The sequence below is a fragment of the Streptomyces sp. NPDC029041 genome (genome assembly GCF_040637515.1).
In the GTDB taxonomy this organism is placed as follows: Bacteria; Actinomycetota; Actinomycetes; order Streptomycetales; family Streptomycetaceae; genus Streptomyces.
This window is the reverse complement of the sequence record NZ_JBEZWO010000004.1, coordinates 70,116-93,153: the sequence shown is the minus strand read 5'-3', so window position 1 is coordinate 93,153 and position 23,038 is coordinate 70,116. Positions and strand designations below refer to the sequence as shown.

Genomic DNA, 23,038 nt, shown 5'->3' with positions numbered 1-23,038 from the left:
CCACCATGGCGAGGTGCCTCGTGTCCCCGTCCGGGACAGACATTCTTCCGGGAGCCCCCCAAGCCGCACTGTGTTCCGTACGTCGGACCGTACGCCGTACGCGGACACTGAGCGGGGCGCAGGGCATGCTCCGGAACCGGTGCGACCACGCCGCGTGACACTGACACTGGGTGCCACGACTCAAGGAAGCGCCATCACCAGATTCCTCCGCCGCTTAGGCGGACCACCGCCCCGGCACGGTTCACACCACACGAACCGAAGTCGGACAGCACAAACGGTCGCCGAGCCAGACAGGCCGACGTCCGCTCCAGGGAAGGACCCTTCGTGAGCGACACCACCGATCTGATGGGCGCACGTGTCGAGGAGACCGCTGCCGCGCCCGCCACGGACGCCTCCGCGCCTGCCAGCGGTGCCGGCTCCCGGCGGCGCCGCGGTACCGGCCTCGAGGGCATGGTGCTGGCCGAGCTGCAGCAGGTCGCCTCCGGCCTCGGTATCAGGGGTACCGCGCGGATGCGCAAGAGCCAGCTGATCGAGGTCATCAAGGAGGCGCAGGCGTCCGGCGGCGCCGCTCCGGCCGCGAAGGCCGACGCCCCCGCCGAGACCAAGCCCAAGCGCCGCGCCACCTCGCGGACCCGTACGGGCGACAACGCCGAGAAGGCGGACAAGAAGGCGGACGCGAAGGAGGCCTCCCAGGCCCCCGCGGACAAGGCCGACAAGGCCGTGGCCCAGCAGCAGATCGAGATCCCCGGCCAGCCGGCCGGCGGCCCCTCCCGCGACGGTTCCCGCGCGAGCGCGGGCGAGCGCGGCGGAGACGAGGCGCCCGAGCGCCGTCGCCGCCGGGCCACCGCCGAGGCCGGAGCCCCGGCCTCCGCCGCCACGGAGACCGTCGTCGCCGAGGCGAAGAGCGACACCAAGGCCGAGACGCCGGCCCCGTCGCAGCAGCAGTCCCAGAACAACGAGGCCAAGTCCGACGCCGGTGACGGCGGCGAGGGCCGTCGCCGTGACCGCCGTGACCGCGGCGACCGTGGTGACCGCGGTGGCCGGGACCGCGACCGCCGCGGCGGCAAGGGCGACGACCAGCAGGGCGGCGGCCAGCGCGGCCAGCAGCAGAGCCAGCAGGGCGGCGGCCGTCAGGACCGGGGCCAGCAGCAGGATGACGACGACTTCGAGGGCGGCCGTCGTGGCCGCCGCGGCCGCTACCGCGACCGCCGTGGCCGTCGTGGCCGCGACGACATCGCCACCGAGCCGCAGATCGCCGAGGACGACGTCCTGATCCCGGTCGCGGGCATCCTGGACATCCTCGACAACTACGCGTTCATCCGCACGTCCGGCTACCTGCCCGGCCCGAACGACGTGTACGTCTCCCTCGCCCAGGTCCGCAAGAACGGCCTGCGCAAGGGCGACCACATCACCGGTGCCGTGCGGCAGCCCAAGGAAGGCGAGCGGCGCGAGAAGTTCAACGCGCTGGTGCGCCTCGACTCCGTCAACGGCATGGCGCCCGAACACGGCCGCGGCCGCCCGGAGTTCAACAAGCTCACCCCGCTGTACCCGCAGGACCGCCTCCGCCTGGAGACGGACCCGGGCGTGCTGACCACCCGCATCATCGACCTCGTGTCGCCGATCGGTAAGGGCCAGCGCGGTCTGATCGTGGCCCCGCCGAAGACCGGCAAGACCATGATCATGCAGGCGATCGCCAACGCGATCACCCACAACAACCCCGAGTGCCACCTGATGGTCGTCCTCGTCGACGAGCGTCCGGAGGAGGTCACCGACATGCAGCGGTCGGTGAAGGGCGAGGTCATCTCCTCGACCTTCGACCGCCCCGCCGAGGACCACACCACGGTCGCCGAGCTCGCCATCGAGCGCGCCAAGCGTCTGGTGGAGCTGGGTCACGACGTGGTCGTGCTGCTCGACTCGATCACCCGTCTGGGCCGTGCGTACAACCTCGCCGCCCCCGCCTCCGGCCGCATCCTGTCCGGTGGTGTCGACTCGACGGCGCTGTACCCGCCGAAGCGCTTCTTCGGTGCGGCCCGCAACATCGAGGACGGCGGCTCGCTGACGATCCTCGCCACCGCCCTGGTGGACACCGGGTCCCGCATGGACGAGGTGATCTTCGAGGAGTTCAAGGGCACCGGCAACATGGAGCTCAAGCTCGACCGCAAGCTCGCCGACAAGCGCATCTTCCCGGCGGTGGACGTCGACGCGTCCGGCACCCGCAAGGAAGAGATCCTGCTCGGCAACGAGGAGCTCGCGGTCGTCTGGAAGCTGCGCCGGGTGCTGCACGCCCTCGACCAGCAGCAGGCCATCGAGCTGCTCCTCGACAAGATGAAGCAGACGAAGTCGAACGTCGAGTTCCTGATGCAGATCCAGAAGACCACCCCGACGCCCGGCAACGGCGACTGAGGTGACTCGGCTGAGGTGAGCCGCCTCAGGTAAGGACTGCGCAAGAGGGCCGACCCCCGGACGGGGGGCGGCCCTCTGTGTCGTTCGGGTGCGGGTAGGATCACGCTCTCTTCGAACTTGTGATCCCAAGGGGGGACATTCGTGGGTACACCCATGCCCGGGGGCGGTCGGCACAGACGCCGGATACGCATAGCACTGCCCGTCGCCGCGGCCGGTGTCGCCGCCGCCGTGGCCGGCGCGCTGCTGACGACGTCCGCCGACGCGGCGACCCCGCTGCCGCAGCCGACGGTCAAGCCCGCCATGAGCTCGCCGTCGCTCGCCGAGCTGGAGAAGCGCGTCGCAGGCGCCATGGCCGGTGACGACGTCGCCGGCAAGACGAGCAAGGCCTCGCTCAGCGCGAGCACCGGCACGAACACCAGCAGCATCGACCCGAAGATCATCGGTGGCAACGAGACCACCATCAGCACGGCGCCGTGGATGGCGCAGCTCCTCTACTTCGACGACCGGGGCACCTCCAGCACCAGCGACGACATCGGCTTCTTCTGCGGCGGCGCCGTCGTGGCGCCGACGAAGATCCTCACCGCCGCGCACTGCGTCAAGGGCTACAACTGGAACGCCAACGGCGCCGTCGTCACCGGCACCTCCCAGCTGCCCTCGGACAACGGCACCGACCTGCACGGCGGTACCGCCACGGCAGTCTGGCGGCAGTGGAACCACCCGTCGTACAACGCCACCACCATCGACAACGACATCGCGGTGCTGACCCTGGCCGTCCCGGTCAAGGCCACCCCGATCCGGATGACGACGTCCGGCGACACCACGTCGTACAAGGCCGGCACCAGCGCCAAGGTCTACGGCTGGGGCCGCACCAGCTCCACCAGCGACGACATCTCCGAGACGCTGAAGACGGCCACGCTGCCCATGCAGTCCGACACGACGTGCTCCGGCGCGTACGGCGCGGACTTCGTCAAGGGCCACATGGTCTGCGCGGGCAATCCCGCCACCGGCAGTGACACCGGCACCGTCTCCGCCTGCAACGGCGACTCCGGCGGCCCCCTGGTCGTCAACAACCGGATCGTCGGTGTCGTGTCCTGGGGCGTGACCGACTGCGTCGCGAAGGGCGCCTACAGCGTCTTCAGCAAGGTCAGCACCTACGTGGGCGCCGCCTACCCGCGCCTGGACGACACCAACATCAACGGTGACCACAAGGCCGACCTGTGGGTGCGCAACGCCTCCACCAGGACCGGCTACTCCAAGAACTCCAACGGCACGTCCTTCGCCGCTCGCGAGTCCTGGGGCAACTGGGACGGCGTCAACGTCGTCCTGCAGACCGACCTCGACCGGGACGGCTACCAGGACCTGGTCTACCGGGTCAGCTCCACCGGCGACGTCTTCTGGGCGCACTACGTCATCTCCAGCGGCACCTGGAGCACCAAGCAGATCGCCGACAACTGGAAGACCCGCACCCGGATCATCACCCCTGGTGACGTCACCGGCGACTACCTGCCCGACATGCTCTCCGTCGACTCCGCGGGCGTGATGTGGATCTACCCGGGCAAGGGCAACGGCACCTTCGCGCCCCGCGTGAAGGTGGGCTCCGGCTGGAACCAGTACAACTCCGTGCGCGGTAAGGGCGACTTCAACGGGGACGGCAAGACCGACCTGATCGCCCGCAGCAAGTCCGGCAGCTACATCTACCTGTACAAGGGCACCGGCAAGGCCGGCTCGGGCGCGTTCTCGGCCCGGGTCAAGGTGCGCACGTGGGACGGCTACAACGCCTTCGACGCGCCCGGCGACGTCACCGGCGACGGCAAGGCCGACTTCCTGGCCCGCACCCCCGGCGGCACGCTCTACCTGTACGCGGGCACCGGCAAGGGGACCAGCGAGATCTTCGCCACACGGAAGTCCGTCGGCACCGATTTCAAGCAGTACGACATCTTCGGCTGACATCGCAGGTGAGCGGGGTACGTCCCGCCGTGCCGAACACGCACTGTGCCCACCGTCCTACGCGGTGGGCACAGTCCGTTGTGCAACCCTTTCCCGAGTTTCCCCGTCTGACCAGGTGGGGCGACGATAGTGCGAGGAAGGGTCCTTTTCGGCCACGCCTGGCACTGACCGCAGGGGGTAAGCGACCGTAGAAGAGCTGAGGAGTACATGTCTGCCGAGAGCACGCCGGATCCGGGCATACCGGGAAGTAACGGCATCGACGGAGCGCGTCACCGCGGCAAGGGCCGGCGACGCAAGCCCCCGAGACGCCGCAAGGGCCTGCTGATCACGGCCTGGACCACCGCCGGCATCGTGGTGCTGGGTGGCGCCGGAGCCGGTTACCTGTACTTCAAGCTCAACGGCAACCTCAAGAGCGTCGACATCGACCAGGCTCTCGGCACGGACCGCCCCAAGAAGGCCGACAACGGATCCGAGAACATCCTCGTCCTCGGCTCCGACACCCGCGCCGGGGGCAACAAGAAGCTCGGCGGCGGCACCGACGACGGCAGCGCCCGCTCCGACACGGCGATGATCGTGCACATCTACAAGGGTCACAAGAAGGCCAGCGTCGTCTCCATCCCGCGCGACACCCTGATCGACCGCCCGTCGTGCACGGACACCAAGGGCGCCGAGCACCCCGCCGCCCAGAGCGTGATGTTCAACTCCGCTTACTCCACCGGCGGAGCCGCCTGCGCCGTGAAGACCGTCGAGTCGATCACCGACCTGCGCATGGACCACTACCTGGAGGTCGACTTCGCCGGCTTCCAGAAGCTCATCGACGACCTCGGCGGCGTCGAGATCACCACGACCAAGAGCATCGACGACCCCGACAGCCATCTGAAGCTGAAGGCGGGCACCCACACGCTCGACGGCAAGCAGGCCCTGGGCCTGGTCCGCACCCGGCACGGCGTCGGCGACGGCTCCGACCTCGGCCGCATCCAGCTCCAGCAGGCCTTCATCAAGGCCCTGGTCCACCAGATCAAGGACGTCGGCGTCTTCTCGAACCCGAAGAAGCTGCTCGACCTCGCGGAGACCGCGACCAACACGGTGACGACCGACTCCGACCTCGGCTCGGTCAACAAGCTCGCCTCCTTCGCGAGCGGCCTCCAGGGCATCAGCCCGTCCCACATGCACATGGTCACGATGCCGGTGGCCTACGACCCGGCCGACCCCAACCGCGTCCTCCTCCGGAAGAAGAAGGCCGACGAGATCTGGAAGGCCCTGGAGCAGGACAAGCCGATCCCGAAGTCGGCGACGTCCGGATCGGCGACAGGTGAGGCCAAGGGTGTCGTGAGCGCCCCGTAAGGGGCGCGGGAAACTGCGCGAGCAAGCGGCACCGGCCCGCAGGGAACAAACGACGACAACCCCCGGTTTTGGGAGTAGGCCCCAGTCCTGGCAGACTGGTACGTCGGCTCCGGTTCACGCTCCCGCACCCCGCGGTGGCGACCCGGCGCCCTCCCGAACCTAGGAGACACCTTGAAGCGCGACATCCACCCCGAGTACGTCGAGACGCAGGTCAGCTGCACCTGTGGCGCGTCGTTCACCACCCGTAGCACCATCGAGTCCGGCACCATCCGTGCCGATGTCTGCTCCGAGTGCCACCCGTTCTACACGGGCAAGCAGAAGATCCTCGACACCGGTGGCCGTGTGGCCCGCTTCGAGGCCCGCTTCGGCAAGGCCGCCGGCTCCAAGAAGTAGCGAGCTCCGAATCGCCGGTCCACGGACGCGCCCCCTCACCGGGCGCTCCGGGACCGGCGTTTTTGGTCGCCCGCCCTTCACCCCCGTCCCGCACAGGAGCCCCAAGATGTTCGAGGCCGTCGAGGAACTCGTCGCCGAGCACGCCGACCTGGAGAAGAAGCTCGCCGACCCGTCGGTCCACTCCGACCAGGCCAACGCGCGCAAGCTGAACAAGCGTTACGCCGAGCTCACCCCCATCGTCGCCACGTACCGCTCCTGGACGCAGACGGGCGACGACATCGAGACCGCGCGCGAACTGGGCGCCGACGACCCGGAGTTCGCCGCCGAGGTCAAGGAGCTGGAGAAGGCGCGCGAGGAGCTCACGGAGAAGCTGCGCCTCCTGCTCGTCCCGCGTGACCCCAGCGACGACAAGGACGTCATCCTGGAGATCAAGGCGGGCGCGGGCGGCGACGAGTCGGCGCTGTTCGCCGGCGACCTGCTGCGCATGTACCTGCGCTACGCCGAGCGCGTCGGGTGGAAGACCGAGATCATCGACGCCACCGAGTCCGAGCTGGGCGGCTACAAGGACGTCCAGGTCGCCGTGAAGACCAAGGGCGGCCAGGGCGCCACCGAGCCCGGCCAGGGCGTCTGGGCGCGCCTGAAGTACGAGGGCGGCGTGCACCGCGTGCAGCGTGTGCCCGCGACGGAGTCCCAGGGCCGGATCCACACCTCCGCGGCCGGCGTGCTCGTCACGCCCGAGGCCGAGGAGGTCGACGTCGAGATCAACCCCAACGACCTCCGCATCGACGTCTACCGGTCCTCCGGGCCCGGCGGACAGTCCGTCAACACCACCGACTCCGCCGTGCGCATCACGCACATCCCGACCGGAGTCGTCGCCTCCTGCCAGAACGAGAAGAGCCAGCTGCAGAACAAGGAGCAGGCACTGCGTATCCTGCGCTCCAGGCTGCTCGCAGCGGCGCAGGAGGAGGCGGAGCGGGAGGCCGCCGACGCCCGCCGCAGCCAGGTCCGCACGGTCGACCGCTCCGAGAAGATCCGCACGTACAACTTCCCGGAGAACCGCATCTCGGACCACCGCGTCGGCTTCAAGGCGTACAACCTGGACCAGGTCCTGGACGGCGACCTCGACGCGGTGATCCAGGCCTGCCTCGACGCGGACTCCGCGGCGAAGCTGGCGGCCGCGTAAGGCAGGCACGAGCACGTACGAGTGAACGCGTACGAGTACTACGGAGGACTTGCGTGCAGCAGTCATTTGGGGGGCGGCCCCCAAGCCCCCGCAGCGTGCTGCTCGCGGAGGTGGCCCAGGCCACCCAGCGGCTCGCCGACGCCGGCGTGCCCTCGCCGCGTACCGACGCGGAGGAACTCGCCGCGTTCGTGCACGGCGTCAAGCGCGGCGAGCTGCACCTGGTCGGGGACTCCGACTTCGACGCCCGCTACTGGGAGGTCATCGCCCGCCGCGAGGCCCGCGAACCGCTTCAGCACATCACCGGGCGTGCCTACTTCCGCTACCTGGAACTCCAGGTCGGCCCCGGGGTGTTCGTGCCGCGGCCCGAGACGGAGTCCGTGGTCGGCTGGGCCATAGACGCCGTACGGGCCATGGACGTCGTCGAGCCGTGCATCGTCGACCTGTGCACCGGCTCCGGCGCCATCGCGCTCGCCCTCGCCCAGGAGGTGCCGCGCTCGCGCGTGCACGCCGTGGAGCTGTCCGAGGACGCCCTCAAGTGGACCCGGAAGAACGTCGAGGGGTCCAGGGTCGACCTGCGCCAGGGCAACGCGCTCACCGCCTTCCCGGACCTGGACGGCCAGGTCGACCTGGTCATCACCAACCCGCCGTACATCCCGCTCACCGAGTGGGAGTACGTCGCCCCCGAGGCACGGGACCACGACCCCGACATGGCCCTCTTCTCCGGCGAGGACGGCCTCGACCTGATCCGCGGCCTGGAGCGCACCGCGCACCGGCTGCTGCGGCCGGGCGGTGTGGTCGTGGTCGAGCACGCCGACACCCAGGGCGGCCAGGTGCCGTGGATCTTCGCCGAGGACCGCGGCTGGACCGACGCGGCCGACCACCCGGACCTGAACAACCGCCCGCGTTTCGCCACGGCCCGCAAGGCCCTGCCGTGAGCACACCGGGCACCCCGCGGTCTGCGCGGGCTTCGTGGACTTCGTGGACTTCATCCCAGCAGCACGTGTACGAGGAGGCCAGTTAAAGATGGCACGGCGATACGACACCAACGACGCGACCGACCGTGTGACCGGTCTGCGCGAGGCAGCGTCCGCCGTCCGCCGTGGCGAGCTCGTGGTGCTGCCGACGGACACGGTGTACGGCATCGGCGCCGACGCGTTCTCCTCGGAGGCGGTCGCCGACCTGCTCGACGCGAAGGGCCGGGGCCGCAACATGCCCACGCCTGTCCTCATCGGGTCCCCGAACACGCTGCACGGGCTCGTCACGGACTTCTCCGAGCTGGCCTGGGAACTGGTCGACGCCTTCTGGCCGGGCGCTCTGACGCTCGTCGCCCGCCACCAGCCGTCCCTGCAGTGGGACCTGGGGGACACCCGTGGCACGGTCGCCGTGCGCATGCCCCTGCACCCGGTCGCCATCGAACTGCTGACCGAGGTCGGCCCCATGGCCGTCTCCTCGGCCAACCTGACCGGCCACCCGGCGCCGGAGGACTGCGACGCCGCGCAGCAGATGCTCGGCGACTCCGTCTCCGTCTACCTCGACGGCGGCCCGACCCCCGGCATCGTGCCCTCGTCGATCGTCGACGTGACCCGTGAGGTGCCGCTGCTGCTGCGCGCGGGTGCCATCTCGGCGGACGAGCTGCGAAAGGTCGTACCCGACCTCGAGGTGGCGAATTGACGGCCCCTGGGCCGGGGCGTGGCATAGGCAACGGGGAAAGCGCGGCGGAGATCACGACGACGTTCGTGGGGCTTCCGCGTGACAGCTTCCGGATCCTCCACGTCAGCACCGGCAACGTGTGCCGCTCGCCCATCACCGAGCGGCTGACCCGCCATGCGGTGCGGGAGCGGCTCGGGATCCTGGGCGGCGGGCTGATCGTGGAGAGCGCGGGCACCTGGGGCCACGAGGGCGCGCCCATGGAGTCCCACGCGGAGACCGTCCTGGCCGACTTCGGCGCGGACGCCTCCGGCTTCACCGGGCGCGAGCTCCTCGACGAGCACGTGATCCGCGCCGACCTGGTGCTGACCGCCACCAGGGACCACCGGGCGCAGGTCATCTCCATGGGCCACTCGGCGGGCCTGCGCACCTTCACGCTGAAGGAGTTCACCCGCCTGGTCAAGGCCATCGACCCGGCGACGCTGCCGCCCCTGGAGGAGGGCGTGGTCACCCGCGCGCGTGCCCTGGTCCGCGCCGCGGCCGCTCTACGCGGGTGGCTCCTGGCACCGACCGCCGAGGCGGACGAGGTCTACGACCCGTACGGCGCCCCGCTGACGTTCTTCCGGTCCATCGGGGACGAGATACACCAGGCGCTCGATCCGGTCGTCACGGCCCTCACCGGCGTCCCCGCAAAGACGTAACAGCCGAGCGCTCCGCAGGCCCCGGGCCTACATTGGTCGTACGTCACCGTCGACGCCCGGAGCCCACCATGACGGTCACCCCTGCCATCGAGGCCGACGTCCTGCGCCGCCAGGACCCCGAGCTCGCCGACGTCCTGCTCGGTGAGGCGGAGCGGCAGTCGACCACGCTCCAGCTCATCGCCGCGGAGAACTTCAGTTCCCCGGCCGTGCTGGCCGCCCTCGGGTCACCGCTGGCGAACAAGTACGCCGAGGGCTACCCGGGCGCACGGCACCACGGCGGCTGCGAGGTCGTCGACGTCGCCGAACGGCTCGCCGTCGAGCGGGCCAGGGAGCTGTTCGGCGCCGACCACGCCAACGTCCAGCCACACTCGGGCTCTTCGGCGGTGCTCGCCGCCTACGCCGCCCTGCTCCGCCCCGGCGACACCGTCCTCGCGCTCGGTCTGCCCCACGGCGGCCATCTCACCCACGGTTCGCCCGCCAACTTCTCGGGCCGCTGGTTCGACTTCGTCGGTTACGGCGTCGAGGCCGAGTCCGGGCTCATCGACCACGAGCAGGTGCGCACCCTGGCCCGCACGCGCCGGCCCAAGGCGATCGTGTGCGGCTCGATCGCCTATCCCCGCCATCTCGACTACGCGTTCTTCCGCGAGGTCGCCGACGAGGTGGGCGCGTACCTCATCGCGGACGCCGCGCACCCCCTCGGGCTGGTCGCCGGGGGAGCGGCCCCGAACCCGGTGCCGTACGCGGACATCGTCTGCGGGACCACCCACAAGGTGCTGCGGGGCCCGCGCGGCGGTGTGATCCTGTGCCGGGCGGAGCTGGCCGAGCGGGTGGACCGGGCGGTGTTCCCTTTCACACAGGGCGGTGCGCAGATGCACACCATCGCCGCCAAGGCGGTCGCCTTCGGGGAGGCGGCGACACCGGCGTTCGCCGCGTACGCCCATCAGGTGGTGGCGAACGCGCGGGTTCTGGCGGCCCGGCTGGCCGCCGAGGGCCTGGTCGTCACCACCGGTGGCACGGACACCCACCTGATCACCGCGGACCCGGCGCAGCTCGGCGTCGACGGACGCACCGCCAGGGGCCGTCTCGCCGCGGCCGGCCTGGTCATGGACTGCTGCGCGCTGCCGCACGGGGACGCCCGGGGTCTCCGGCTCGGCACGGCCGCGATCACCACTCAGGGGATGGGCGAGGCGGAGATGGTCCGGATCGCCGGACTGATCGCCGGGGTGCTGCGGGGCGTGACGGATCCCTCAAGAGCCCGTGGAGAAGTGCGGGAGCTGGCCGGTGGATTTCCGCCGTATCCGGCGTGAGTCGGGGTAAGCGCATCGGGGTGCACATCCACTCGTGCAACCATCGTCGCTACCCGGAAGTCCCCACCCATATGCGCGCATCGCTAGGGTGTGGGGCTGAGATGGCCAGCGAGACCTGTGGGGAAGCCCGTGCGTGAATACCTGCTGACGCTCTGCGTCACGGCCGCGGTTACGTATCTGATGACAGGGCCGGTACGCAAGTTCGCGATCGTGGCCGGAGCGGTTCCGGAGGTGCGGGCGCGTGACGTGCACCGGGAACCCACCCCGCGGCTCGGCGGGATTGCGATGTTCTTCGGCCTGTGCGCGGGACTCCTCGTCGCCAACCACCTCACCAACCTCAGTGCAGTCTTCGACAACTCCAACGAACCACGGGCGCTGCTGAGCGGGGCGGCCCTCATCTGGCTGTTGGGCGTGCTCGACGACAAGTTCGGGGTGGACGCACTGATCAAACTCGGCGGGCAGATGATCGCGGCCGGCGTGATGGTGATGCAGGGCTTGACCATCCTCTGGCTGCCCATCCCGGGCGTGGGCTCTGTGTCGCTCACCCCGTGGCAGGGCAACCTCCTCACGGTGGCGCTCGTCGTGATCACCATCAACGCGGTCAACTTCGTCGACGGGCTCGACGGTCTGGCCGCTGGGATGGTGTGCGTCGCGGCGGGCGCGTTCTTCCTGTACGCGTACCGGCTCTGGTACGGCTACGGCATCGAGGCCGCCGCGCCCGCGACGCTGTTCGCGGCCCTGCTCATCGGCATGTGCGTGGGGTTCCTCCCGCACAACATGCATCCGGCCCGTATCTTCATGGGCGATACGGGCTCCATGCTCATCGGGCTCGTCCTCGCCGCCGGCGCGGTGTCGATCACCGGTCAGGTGGACCCGGACCGCATCACGTTCAGCGCGGGCTCCGTGCGCAGCGCGGTCCACACGATGGTGCCGGTGTACATGCCGATCCTCCTGCCGCTGACGATCATCGCGATCCCGCTCGCCGACCTGGTGCTTGCGATCGTGCGCCGCACGTGGAAGGGCCAGTCCCCGTTCGCCGCCGACCGCGGCCACCTGCACCACCGGCTGCTGGAGATCGGCCACTCGCACAGCCGCGCGGTGCTGATCATGTACTTCTGGTCGGCGCTGATCGCCTTCGGGGCTCTCGCCTACTCGGTCAACTCGGCGTCCATGTGGATCGTGCTCGGTGTGGTGTTCCTGAGCGCGATCGGTCTGATCCTGCTTCTGCTGCCGCGCTTCACGCCCCGCGCCCCGCGCTGGATGGAGCGTTTCGTGCCGCCGCGCTACCGGCGGAGCGGATCGGTCGCGGCCCTCTCACCCGAGGCCTCGACGCCGGCGTCCGCCGCTGACGCGCACAGCCCGGCCGGGACCGAGAGCCGCACGCCCGTGGTCTCCGGGGTCGCCGGTGTCAACGGGGCGACGGCCCTGGGCCCTCGTTCGCGCCTGGCCGACCGGCGCAAGGCGGGGACAAGGTAAGAATCTGACGAGAGCATTGCCAAGTCGTGGGGTGGCGATGGGGGTGCGAAGCGCCCAATACCAGACATCTCGGCGCTGTTCCCGCTCAGACGCGCAGATTCACTCTCATGTGTGAGAGTCCGCACACCTTCAGGTAAAGACTGCATCAAATAGTTTGTGATACGGTTCACGAGAACCCCCCGGATAGAGCCGAAGGACCGCAGTGCGACGGTCCATTGGTGTGAGGTCTCCACTCAGCCCGGGACTACGCTCGTCCATGACGACACCCCTGCCCCCTGCGAAAGCGGAGTTGCCGCCATGCCGTCCAATGACGCCCGGATCCTGGCCCAAGCCGCCGTTCCCACGGCCGCCGTCGGTGCCGTTGCCGCCGTCGTCAGTGGTGTGGTGGCGGGTGGCAAGGGTGCGATCGCCGCGGTTGTCGCGACGCTCGTCGTGGTCCTCTTCATGGGCATCGGCCTCTACGTGCTGCAGCGGACTGCCAAATCGCTTCCGCACCTCTTCCAGGCGATGGGTCTGATGCTCTACGCGGCGCAGATTCTTCTGCTGTTCATCTTCGTCGCGGCGTTCAAGAACACGACGCTGTTCAACCCGAAGGCGTTCGCCATCACGCTGGTCGTCGGCACACTTGCCTGGATCGCCGCGCAGGCGCGAGCGCACATGAAAGCCAAGATCCTTTACGTCGAGCCCGATTCGACGACGGGCGCGAAGCCCGAAAAGTCGGGGCACTCGTCGTGAGGGGTAGGGCCGGGATAAGCAGGCATGAGTTCTCCTGCTATCGTCCGGTGCCAACTGCGGCATCGAGGGCGCGGGCATCCGAGCTGACGCCTGCTCCATCGCGAGGCGAGATGCCCCCCAGCCGCCCCCACATCCGTAACACCAGTCCCGTGCCGAACTGCGGCCCTGTGCCGCGCCGACACAACGAGGTTGCCGTACCCATGCGTCACGCCGAAGGAGCCCGCGGTGAGTGCTGACCAGACCCAGCTCGCCTTTGACTGGAGCTGTCGGATCATGTCCGACAACGGGTGTGGTTTTCCGGCTCCGGGCCTGCACTCGTTCCTCTTCAAGCCGATTGGCACGGTCGGGGGGTACGAGTTCAACAAGGTGATGCTGCTCGCCATCATCACCACCATCCTTGTCATCGGTTTCTTCTGGGCGGCCTTCGGCAAGGCCAAGGTGGTGCCGGGCAAGCTGCAGATGGTCGGTGAGGCCGGTTACGACTTCGTCCGCCGCGGCATCGTCTACGAGACCCTCGGCAAGAAGGAGGGCGAGAAGTACGTCCCCCTGATGGTCTCGCTGTTCTTCTTCATCTGGATCATGAACATCTGGTCCGTGATCCCGCTCGCGCAGTTCCCTGTGTCGTCGATCATCGCGTACCCGGCTGTTCTGGCCGCGGTGGTGTACGTGACGTGGGTCGGCCTGACCTTCAAGCGACACGGTTTCGTCGGGTTCTTCAAGAACGTCACCGGCTACGACAAGTCGCTCGGCCCGGTACTGCCGCTCGTCATGGTCATCGAGTTCTTCTCGAACCTGCTCGTCCGGCCCTTCACACATGCGGTGCGACTGTTCGCGAACATGTTCGCCGGCCACCTGATGCTGGTCATGTTCACCGTCGCGTCCTGGTACCTGCTGAACAGCTGGATGATCCCGGCGGCCGGTGTCTCCTTCGTCATGGCCACGGTCATGATCGTCTTCGAACTTTTCGTGCAGGCCGTCCAGGCGTACGTCTTCGTACTCCTCGCCTGCACCTACGTCCAGGGCGCTCTCGCCGAGCATCACTGAGCCCCGAACACTCTCAGCCCCCAGAACGTCCGGTGGCCAACCCCCATCGGTCCTGAAAGAGAAGGAAGATTCAGCATGGCTGCCCTTGAGACCCTCGCCGCCGTCGAAGGCAACCTCGGCTCCATCGGCTACGGCCTTGCCGCCATCGGCCCCGGCGTCGGCGTCGGCATCATCTTCGGTAACGGCACCCAGGCCCTGGCCCGCCAGCCCGAGGCGGCCGGTCTGATCCGTGCCAACCAGATCCTCGGTTTCGCGTTCTGTGAGGCGCTCGCCCTCATCGGCATCGTCATGCCGTTCGTCTACTAAAGACGACCGGACGATCGAAACCTTTTAACGGAAGGCACTGATGTGATCGCCAACCTGGTGCAGCTGGCGGCCGAGGAGAAGCAGAACCCGCTTATTCCTCCGGGCCCCGAGCTGCTCGTCGGCACCATCGCCTTCGCCATCGTGTTCTTCTTCTTCTGGAAGAAGCTGCTTCCGAACATCAACAAGGTTCTGGAGGAGCGCCGCGCGGCGATCGAAGGCGGTATCGAAGAGGCCGAGACCATGAAGGTCGAGGCCCAGAGCGTCCTTGAGCAGTACAAGGCACAGCTCGCCGAGGCCCGGCACGAGGCCGCGCGCCTGCGCCAGGAGGCGCAGGAGCAGGGTGCCGCGCTCATCGCCGAGATGCGGGCCGAGGGCCAGCGTCAGCGCGAGGAGATCGTCGCCGCCGGCCACTCCCAGATCGAGGCCGACCGCAAGGCCGCCGCTTCCGCGCTGCGCCAGGACGTCGGCAAGCTCGCCACCGACCTGGCCGGCAAGCTCGTCGGGGAGTCCCTCGAGGACCACGCCCGCCAGAGCCGTGTGATCGACCGGTTCCTCGACGAGCTCGAGGAGAAGGCCGAGGCCGGGCGATGAACGGAGCGAGCCGCGAGGCCCTGGCAGCCGCACGTGAGCGTCTCGACGCGCTGACGGACTCCACGTCCGTGAACGCGGCTTCGCTCGCCGACGAGCTGGCCGCCGTCACCGCGCTGCTCGACCGCGAGGTGTCGCTGCGTCGGGTCCTCACCGACCCGGCGCAGGCCGCGGAGGCGAAGGCCGAGCTGGCCCAGCGCCTGCTCGGCACCCAGGTCAGCGGCCCCGCCGCCGACCTGGTGGCCGGCATGGTGCGCTCCCGCTGGTCGCAGTCCCGCGACCTGGTGGACGCGCTGGAGGAGCTGGCCAACACCGCCGACCTCACCGCCGCGCAGCAGGCCGGCAAGCTCGACGACGTCGAGGACGAGCTGTTCCGGTTCGGCCGGATCGTCTCGGGCAGCACCGAGCTGCGTGCCGCGCTGACCGACCGCAAGGCCACCGCCTCCGCCAAGGGCGAGCTGCTGCGCAGCCTCCTCGGCGGCCGGGCCCAGTCGGCCACCGAGCGTCTGGTCACGCGCCTTGTGACCGCGCCGCGGGGACGTAGCCTGGAGGCGGGACTGGAGTCCCTGTCCAAGCTGGCCGCCGACCGCCGGGACCGCATGGTGGCGATCGTCACCTCGGCGGTGCCGCTGAGCGACCCGCAGAAGCAGCGCCTGGGCGATGCCCTCGCGAAGCTCTACGGCCGCCGGATGCACCTCAACCTGGACGTGGACCCCGAGGTCCTCGGCGGAATCCGGGTGCAGGTCGGCGACGAGGTCATCAACGGATCCCTCGCGGACCGCATCGAGGACGCCAGCCGCCGGCTCGCCGGCTGAGCAGCAACTCAATAGGCACAACGTACTTACGACGGCCCTGGTTGGGCCGTGCAGAAGAATCCTGGGGGTCGCCCCCAGACCCCCTAAGAAACTTCGGGCCCAACAAGGAGAGCAGGGAACCCAGATGGCGGAGCTCACGATCCGGCCGGAGGAGATCCGGGACGCGCTGGAGAACTTCGTCCAGGCGTACAAGCCGGACGCGGCCTCGCGCGAGGAGGTCGGTACGGTCACCTTTGCCGGCGACGGCATCGCGAAGGTCGAGGGTCTGCCCTCGACCATGGCCAACGAGCTGCTGAAGTTCGAGGACGGCACCCTCGGCCTCGCCCTCAACCTCGAGGAGCGCGAGATCGGTGCCATCGTCCTCGGTGAGTTCAGCGGCATCGAGGAGGGTCAGCCGGTTTCGCGTACCGGTGAGGTTCTCTCCGTCGCGGTGGGCGAGGGCTACCTCGGCCGCGTGGTCGACCCCCTCGGCAACCCGATCGACGGCCTCGGCGAGATCGAGTCCGAGGGCCGCCGCGCCCTGGAGCTGCAGGCCCCCACGGTCATGCAGCGCAAGTCGGTGCACGAGCCGATGGAGACGGGCTACAAGGCCGTCGACGCGATGACCCCCGTCGGCCGTGGTCAGCGTCAGCTGATCATCGGTGACCGCCAGACCGGCAAGACCGCCCTGGCCGTCGACACGATCATCAACCAGCGCGACAACTGGCGCTCGGGCGACCCGAACAAGCAGGTTCGCTGCATCTACGTCGCCATCGGCCAGAAGGGCTCCACGATCGCCGGTGTGCGCGGCGCTCTGGAAGAGGCCGGCGCGCTGGAGTACACGACCATCGTCGCCGCCCCGGCGTCCGACCCGGCCGGCTTCAAGTACCTGGCGCCGTACACCGGTTCGGCCATCGGTCAGCAGTGGATGTACGAGGGCAAGCACGTCCTGATCATCTTCGACGACCTGTCGAAGCAGGCCGACGCCTACCGTGCCGTGTCGCTGCTGCTGCGCCGCCCGCCGGGCCGTGAGGCCTACCCGGGTGACGTCTTCTACCTGCACTCCCGCCTGCTGGAGCGCTGCGCGAAGCTCTCCGACGAGATGGGTGCCGGCTCGATGACCGGTCTGCCGATCGTCGAGACCAAGGCCAACGACGTCTCGGCGTTCATCCCGACCAACGTCATCTCCATCACCGACGGCCAGTGCTTCCTGGAGTCGGACCTGTTCAACGCCGGTCAGCGCCCCGCGCTGAACGTCGGTATCTCCGTCTCCCGAGTCGGTGGTTCCGCGCAGCACAAGGCGATGAAGCAGGTCTCCGGCCGTCTGCGCGTGGACCTCGCCCAGTTCCGTGAGCTGGAGGCGTTCGCCGCCTTCGGTTCGGACCTGGACGCCGCGTCCAAGGCGCAGCTGGAGCGCGGTCAGCGCATGGTCGAGCTGCTGAAGCAGCCCCAGTACCAGCCGATGGCCACCGAGGACCAGGTCGTCTCCGTCTGGGCCGGCACCACCGGCAAGATGGACGACGTGCCCGTCGCCGACATCCGCCGCTTCGAGAAGGAGCTGCTGGACTACCTGCACCGCAAGGAGCAGGGTCTGATGACCTCCATCCGCGAGGGCGGCAAGATGTCCGACGACACCCTGCAGGCCGTCGCCGAGGCCATCGCGGAGTTCAAGAAGCAGTTCGAGACCTCCGACGGCAAGCTGCTCGGCGAGGACACCCCGGCTGCCGGTAAGTGACGACGGAAGGGACCTGACTCATGGGAGCCCAGCTCCGGGTCTACAAGCGTCGCATCCGATCCGTCTCCGCGACCAAGAAGATCACCAAGGCGATGGAGATGATCGCCGCCTCGCGCGTCGTCAAGGCGCAGCGCAAGGTGGCGGCCTCCACCCCGTACGCGACCGAGCTCACCCGCGCGGTCACGGCGGTGGCGACCGGATCCAACACCAAGCACCCGCTGACGACGGAGGCCGAGAACCCGACCCGCGCCGCGGTCCTGCTCATGACGAGCGACCGCGGTCTGGCCGGCGCCTTCAACTCCAACGCCATCAAGGCCGCGGAGAAGCTCACGGCGAAGCTTGAGGCCGAGGGCAAGGAGGTCGTCAACTTCATCGTCGGCCGCCGTGGTGTCGCCCACTACAACTTCCGCGAGCGCAAGATCGCGGAGTCGTTCACGGGCTTCACCGACGACCCGTCGTACGCGGACGCCAAGAAGGTCGCGGCCCCGCTGATCGAGGCCATCGAGACGGAGACGGCCGAGGGTGGTGTGGACGAGCTCCACATCGTCTACACCGAGTTCGTGTCGATGATGACGCAGACGGCGATCGAGGCCCGGCTGCTGCCGCTCAGCCTCGACGAGGTCGCGGCGGAGGCGGCGCCCAAGGGCGAGATCCTCCCGCTGTTCGACTTCGAGCCCTCGGCGGAGGACGTCCTCGACGCCCTCCTGCCGCGCTACGTCGAAAGCCGCATCTACAACGCGCTGCTCCAGTCGGCCGCCTCCAAGCACGCCGCCACGCGGCGCGCGATGAAGTCGGCCACCGACAACGCCGGAGAGCTCATCGAGACGCTCACCCGGCTTGCCAACCAGGCCCGCCAGGCCGAAATCACCCAGGAAATCAGCGAGATCGTCGGTGGCGCGAGCGCCCTGGCCGACGCGACCGCGGGGAGTGACCGATAAATGACCACCACTGTTGAGACGGCCACGGCGACGGGCCGCGTCGCGCGGGTCATCGGCCCGGTCGTCGACGTGGAGTTCCCCGTCGACGCGATGCCGGAGATCTACAACGCCCTTCACGTCGAGGTCGCCGACCCGGCGCTGGCGGGCGAGAAGAAGACGCTGACCCTTGAGGTCGCCCAGCACCTGGGTGACGGCCTGGTCCGCGCCATCTCCATGCAGCCCACCGACGGCCTGGTCCGCCAGGCCCCGGTGACCGACACGGGCGCGGGCATCACCGTCCCGGTCGGCGACTTCACCAAGGGCAAGGTGTTCAACACCCTCGGTGAGGTGCTGAACACGGACGAGGTCCACACGGGCGAGCGCTGGTCCATCCACCGCAAGGCCCCCGCGTTCGACCAGCTCGAGTCGAAGACCGAGATGTTCGAGACGGGCCTGAAGGTCGTCGACCTCCTCACCCCGTACGTCAAGGGCGGCAAGATCGGTCTGTTCGGTGGTGCCGGTGTCGGCAAGACCGTGCTGATCCAGGAAATGATCATGCGTGTCGCCAACCTCCACGAGGGCGTCTCCGTCTTCGCGGGCGTCGGCGAGCGCACCCGTGAGGGCAACGACCTCATCGCGGAGATGGAAGAGTCCGGCGTTCTGGACAAGACCGCCCTGGTCTTCGGCCAGATGGACGAGCCCCCGGGCACCCGTCTGCGCGTGGCCCTGGCCGGCCTGACGATGGCGGAGTACTTCCGTGACGTCCAGAAGCAGGACGTGCTGTTCTTCATCGACAACATCTTCCGCTTCACCCAGGCCGGTTCCGAGGTGTCGACCCTGCTCGGCCGTATGCCCTCCGCGGTGGGCTACCAGCCGAACCTGGCCGACGAGATGGGCACCCTCCAGGAGCGCATCACCTCGACCCGTGGTCACTCGATCACCTCGATGCAGGCGATCTACGTCCCCGCGGACGACCTGACCGACCCGGCCCCGGCCACCACCTTCGCCCACCTCGACGCGACGACGGTTCTGTCCCGTCCGATCTCCGAGAAGGGCATCTACCCGGCCGTGGACCCGCTGGACTCGACGTCCCGCATCCTCGACCCGCGGTACATCTCGGCGGAGCACTACAACGCCGCGATGCGCGTGAAGAACATCCTGCAGAAGTACAAGGACCTGCAGGACATCATCGCGATCCTCGGTATCGACGAGCTCGGCGAGGAGGACAAGCTCGTCGTCCACCGTGCCCGTCGCGTGGAGCGCTTCCTGTCCCAGAACACCCACGCCGCCAAGCAGTTCACCGGCGTGGACGGTTCGGACGTGCCGCTGGACGAGTCGATCGCCGCGTTCAACGCGATCTGCGACGGCGAGTACGACCACTTCCCGGAGCAGGCGTTCTTCATGTGCGGTGGTCTCGAGGACCTGAAGAAGAACGCGAAGGAGCTCGGCGTCTCCTGACCCGGGCAGCGCTCGAGTCATGAGGGGGCGGGGTTCGTCCCGCCCCCTCATTCACGCCTACTAGACTTGTAACCAACACCCGGCACTCCCGCCGGGTGGTGACCCGAGGAGCCACCCTTGGCTGCTGAGCTGCACGTCGCGCTGGTCGCGGCCGACCGTGAGGTCTGGTCCGGCCAGGCCACCCTGGTCGTCGCGCGCACCACGTCCGGCGACATCGGCGTCATGCCCGGTCACCAGCCGCTGCTCGGTGTGCTGGAGTCGGGCCCGGTGACCATCCGCACGAGCGACGGCGGGACGGTCGTCGCCGCGGTCCACGGCGGATTCATCTCGTTCGCGGACGACAAGCTCTCGCTGCTCGCGGAAGTCGCCGAGCTGTCGGACGAGATCGATGTCCAGCGCGCGGAGCAGGAGCTCGAGCGCGCGAAGGCGGAGGACGACGCGGAGGCCCAGCGCCGCGCGGACGTCCGTCTGCGGGCTGCGACGGCGGCGCGCTGACCGAAGTCCGCCGTGTGATGACGTCACTCAGCCGCGGCTGGGTACCGGAGAGATCCGGGCCCGGCCGCGGCTGAGGCGGATGTGGGTGATTTTTACGTTCCGTTACCTAGGAGACGAGGAGGTCGGTGTCGATGGTCCTCGCTCTGACTGTGTGCGGAATCGTGGTGGCCCTCGTGGTGGTGGGCCTGTTCGTCTTCGGTCTGCGCCGTCGGCTGATCCAGCGCTCGGGCGGCACCTTCGACGCCAGCATGCGCTGGGACGCCCCGGCCGAGGGCGACACGGGCGGCAAGGGCTGGGCGTACGGGGTGGCCCGGTACAACGGTGACCGCGTCGAGTGGTACCGCGTCTTCTCGTACTCGCCGCGTCCGCGCCGCACTCTGGAGCGGTCCGCGATCGAGGTGGCCGGCCGCCGGGTCCCGGAGGGCGAGGAGGAGCTGGCGCTGCTCTCCGACCACGTGATCCTGGCCTGCCTGCACCGGGGCACGCGTCTCGAACTCGCGATGAGCGAAGACGCGCTGACCGGTTTCCTCGCGTGGCTGGAGGCAGCCCCACCGGGTCAGCGCGTCAATGTCGCCTAGGGTCTACGACCCTTCGAACTCCTCTTTGATCCGGCCTACTTCAGGCCGCTGTCGATGGCCGTCGCCAGCTCTCCGTTGGCGGTGTCGCCGCTGAACTCCCAGAAGAACGCGCCGCCCAGGCCCTGGTTCTTGGCCCAGCTCATCTTGCCGGCAATGGTCGACGGGGTGTCGTACGACCACCAGTTGCTGCCGCAGTGCGCGTACGCCGTGCCGGCGATGGTGCCGGTGACGGGGCAGGAGTTCTTCAGGACCTTGTAGTCCTCGATGCCCGCCTCGTACGTGCCCGGAGCCGCGCCGGTCGCCGAGCCGCCCGGGGCGGACTGGGTGACGCCGGTCCAGCCGCGGCCGTAGAAGCCGATGCCGAGGAGCAGCTTCTTCGCGGGGACGCCCTTCGCCTTGAGCTTGGTGATCGCGTCGGCCGAGTTGAAGCCCGCCTGCGGGATCCCCGGGTACGAGGTGAGCGGGGAGTGCGGGGCGGTCGGGCCGTCCTTGTCGAAGGCGCCGAAGTAGTCGTACGTCATCACGTTGTACCAGTCGAGGTACTGGGCGGCGCCGCCGTAGTCGGCCGCGTCGATCTTGCCCCCGGAGGAGCCGTCGGCGGTGATGGCCGCGGTGACCAGGTAGTTCGGGCCGAACTCGGTACGCAGTGCCGACATCAGGTTCCTGAAGGCGGCGGGCCCCGAGGTGTCGCAGCTCAGGCCGCAGGCGTTCGGGTACTCCCAGTCGATGTCGATGCCGTCGAAGACGTCGGCCCAGCGCGGGTCCTCCACGACGGCCTTGCAGGACTTGGCGAACGCGGCCGCGTTCTGCGCCGCCTGGCCGAAGCCGCCGGAGTAGGTCCAGCCGCCGAAGGAGTACAGCACCTTGATGTGCGGGTACTTGGCCTTCAGCTGGCGCAGCTGGTTGAAGTTGCCCCGCAGCGGCTGGTCCCAGGTGTCGGCGGTGCCGCTGACGGACTGGTCGGCGGTGTAGGCCTTGTCGTAGGCGGCGTAGGTGTCGTCGACGGTGCACTGGCCGTTCTTGACGTTGCCGAAGGCGTAGTTGATGTGCGTGATCTTCGAGGCCGTCCCCGACGTCACCAGGTTCTTGACGTGGTAGTTGCGGCCGTAGACGCCCCACTCGGTGAAGTAGCCGAGCTTGACCTTGTCGCCGGTGGGCGGCGGCTCGGTGGTGCCGCCGGTGGTGCGGACCCGTACGGCGCCGCTGACCGGGCCGGTCTGGTCGGCGGTGTCACGGGCCTGGACGGAGTAGGAGTAGTCGGTGCCCTTGGTCAGGCCGCTGTCCGTGTACGAGGTGGTCGTGACCGTGGCGACCTTCGTGCCGTCGCGCAGCACGTCGTAGTTCTTGACACCCTTGTCGTCGGTGGCGGCGGACCAGGACAACTTCACCGAGGTGTCGGTGACGCCCGAGGCGGTGGGGGTGCCGGGGGCGCTGGGCGCGCTGTCGCCGGGTTCGCTCGTGCCGCCGTCACAGCTGCCGCCGTTGAGCTTGCAGTTGGCGGGGGAGCCGGTGCCGCTGCCGTTGAAGCCGAAGGAGACGGAGGCGCCGGGGGCGAGGCTGCCGTTCCAGGACTTGTTCTTCGCGGTCCAGTGGCTGCCGGAGGAGGTGACGTCGGCGTCCCAGGAGGAGGTGACGGACGTGCCGGAGGGGAAGTCCCACTCGACGGTCCAGGAGCTGAGAGTCGTGGTGCCGGTGTTCTTCACCGTCCACTTGCCCTCGAAGCCGGAGCCCCAGTCCTGGGTCTTGGCGTAGGAAGCGGTGGCGGACGTCGCGGCCTGGGCCGGGCTCGCCAGGCCGACGAGGCCGGCCAGCGGGAGCAACAGGGTCGCGAACCCTGCCGCGGCTCTGTGTCTGAAGCGCATGCTGCGCCTCCTTGATGGAGTTGTGGGGGGCGTGACTGAGCCTCACGCCACTCGTGGTGCGGTGAGAATAGAAAGGTCTGGACCACCGGTCAATAGGTCTGGACCGCCGCGACCTGTGCCGATCC

The 23,038-nt window shown here is 69.1% G+C and carries 21 protein-coding genes; 20 read left to right on the top strand and 1 reads right to left on the bottom strand.

Annotated features, from left to right (window positions below; all coding sequences use genetic code 11):
* The first annotated feature begins 324 nt into the window (after positions 1–324).
* The 20 genes from rho (at position 325) to AB0F04_RS10640 (ending at position 21,051) form a co-directional block, all read left to right on the top strand.
* Positions 325–2,403 carry a transcription termination factor Rho gene (gene rho / locus AB0F04_RS10735; protein WP_362039944.1) on the top strand — a complete coding sequence of 693 codons (2,079 nt, stop codon included), beginning with the start codon at positions 325–327 and terminating at the stop codon, positions 2,401–2,403.
* 153 nt (positions 2,404–2,556) lie between these two features.
* Positions 2,557–4,350: a trypsin-like serine protease gene (locus AB0F04_RS10730; RefSeq protein WP_362040790.1), complete on the top strand. Its 1,794-nt coding sequence runs from the start codon at positions 2,557–2,559 to the stop codon at positions 4,348–4,350.
* A 207-nt stretch (positions 4,351–4,557) separates the two neighbouring features.
* Complete coding sequence (locus tag AB0F04_RS10725; protein ID WP_362039941.1) at positions 4,558–5,694, top strand: LCP family protein; 1,137 nt, start codon at positions 4,558–4,560, stop codon at positions 5,692–5,694.
* Positions 5,695–5,865: 171 nt separating this feature from the next.
* On the top strand, positions 5,866–6,087 hold the full coding sequence (gene rpmE, locus AB0F04_RS10720) for a 50S ribosomal protein L31 (protein WP_003992975.1): 222 nt from the start codon (positions 5,866–5,868) through the stop codon (positions 6,085–6,087).
* A 106-nt stretch (positions 6,088–6,193) separates the two neighbouring features.
* Complete coding sequence (gene prfA / locus AB0F04_RS10715; protein ID WP_362039940.1) at positions 6,194–7,270, top strand: peptide chain release factor 1; 1,077 nt, start codon at positions 6,194–6,196, stop codon at positions 7,268–7,270.
* 95 nt (positions 7,271–7,365) lie between these two features.
* Entirely contained in the window at positions 7,366–8,205 is an 840-nt protein-coding gene (gene prmC, locus AB0F04_RS10710; RefSeq protein ID WP_362040787.1) for a peptide chain release factor N(5)-glutamine methyltransferase, read from the top strand.
* 88 nt (positions 8,206–8,293) lie between these two features.
* Complete coding sequence (locus AB0F04_RS10705; RefSeq protein ID WP_221756787.1) at positions 8,294–8,941, top strand: L-threonylcarbamoyladenylate synthase; 648 nt, start codon at positions 8,294–8,296, stop codon at positions 8,939–8,941.
* Entirely contained in the window at positions 8,938–9,618 is a 681-nt protein-coding gene (locus AB0F04_RS10700) for a low molecular weight phosphatase family protein (RefSeq protein ID WP_053670592.1), read from the top strand. The genes AB0F04_RS10705 and AB0F04_RS10700 overlap by 4 nt, the downstream gene beginning before the upstream one ends.
* A gap of 68 nt (positions 9,619–9,686) precedes the next feature.
* A complete protein-coding gene (gene glyA, locus AB0F04_RS10695) occupies positions 9,687–10,925 on the top strand; it encodes a serine hydroxymethyltransferase (RefSeq protein ID WP_362039937.1) in 1,239 nt (412 codons plus the stop codon).
* A gap of 129 nt (positions 10,926–11,054) precedes the next feature.
* Entirely contained in the window at positions 11,055–12,401 is a 1,347-nt protein-coding gene (locus AB0F04_RS10690) for an MraY family glycosyltransferase (RefSeq protein ID WP_362039935.1), read from the top strand.
* Between the two features lie 297 nt (positions 12,402–12,698).
* Complete coding sequence (locus AB0F04_RS10685; RefSeq protein ID WP_362039934.1) at positions 12,699–13,136, top strand: hypothetical protein; 438 nt, start codon at positions 12,699–12,701, stop codon at positions 13,134–13,136.
* 273 nt (positions 13,137–13,409) lie between these two features.
* Positions 13,410–14,180 carry a F0F1 ATP synthase subunit A gene (gene atpB / locus AB0F04_RS10680; RefSeq protein ID WP_362040784.1) on the top strand — a complete coding sequence of 257 codons (771 nt, stop codon included), beginning with the start codon at positions 13,410–13,412 and terminating at the stop codon, positions 14,178–14,180.
* 75 nt (positions 14,181–14,255) lie between these two features.
* Positions 14,256–14,486: an ATP synthase F0 subunit C gene (gene atpE / locus AB0F04_RS10675; protein WP_030049631.1), complete on the top strand. Its 231-nt coding sequence runs from the start codon at positions 14,256–14,258 to the stop codon at positions 14,484–14,486.
* A gap of 42 nt (positions 14,487–14,528) precedes the next feature.
* Positions 14,529–15,077: a F0F1 ATP synthase subunit B gene (locus AB0F04_RS10670; RefSeq protein WP_362039932.1), complete on the top strand. Its 549-nt coding sequence runs from the start codon at positions 14,529–14,531 to the stop codon at positions 15,075–15,077.
* Positions 15,074–15,889 carry a F0F1 ATP synthase subunit delta gene (locus tag AB0F04_RS10665; protein WP_362039930.1) on the top strand — a complete coding sequence of 272 codons (816 nt, stop codon included), beginning with the start codon at positions 15,074–15,076 and terminating at the stop codon, positions 15,887–15,889. Before AB0F04_RS10670 ends, AB0F04_RS10665 begins: the two co-directional genes overlap by 4 nt.
* A 124-nt stretch (positions 15,890–16,013) precedes the next feature.
* Complete coding sequence (gene atpA, locus AB0F04_RS10660) at positions 16,014–17,603, top strand: F0F1 ATP synthase subunit alpha (RefSeq protein ID WP_053670584.1); 1,590 nt, start codon at positions 16,014–16,016, stop codon at positions 17,601–17,603.
* Between the two features lie 20 nt (positions 17,604–17,623).
* Complete coding sequence (locus AB0F04_RS10655) at positions 17,624–18,541, top strand: F0F1 ATP synthase subunit gamma (protein WP_362039928.1); 918 nt, start codon at positions 17,624–17,626, stop codon at positions 18,539–18,541.
* On the top strand, positions 18,542–19,978 hold the full coding sequence (gene atpD, locus AB0F04_RS10650) for a F0F1 ATP synthase subunit beta (protein ID WP_362039926.1): 1,437 nt from the start codon (positions 18,542–18,544) through the stop codon (positions 19,976–19,978).
* 117 nt (positions 19,979–20,095) lie between these two features.
* A complete protein-coding gene (locus AB0F04_RS10645) occupies positions 20,096–20,473 on the top strand; it encodes a F0F1 ATP synthase subunit epsilon (RefSeq protein ID WP_053670581.1) in 378 nt (125 codons plus the stop codon).
* Positions 20,474–20,604: 131 nt separating this feature from the next.
* Positions 20,605–21,051, top strand: coding sequence for a DUF2550 domain-containing protein (locus AB0F04_RS10640; protein ID WP_352098439.1), 447 nt, complete (start codon positions 20,605–20,607; stop codon positions 21,049–21,051).
* A 35-nt stretch (positions 21,052–21,086) separates the two neighbouring features.
* On the opposite strand, the gene AB0F04_RS10635 is transcribed toward AB0F04_RS10640, so the two are convergent.
* Positions 21,087–22,913 carry a glycoside hydrolase family 18 chitinase gene (locus AB0F04_RS10635; protein WP_362039924.1) on the bottom strand — a complete coding sequence of 609 codons (1,827 nt, stop codon included), beginning with the start codon at positions 22,911–22,913 and terminating at the stop codon, positions 21,087–21,089.
* Between the last annotated feature and the right edge of the window lie 125 nt (positions 22,914–23,038).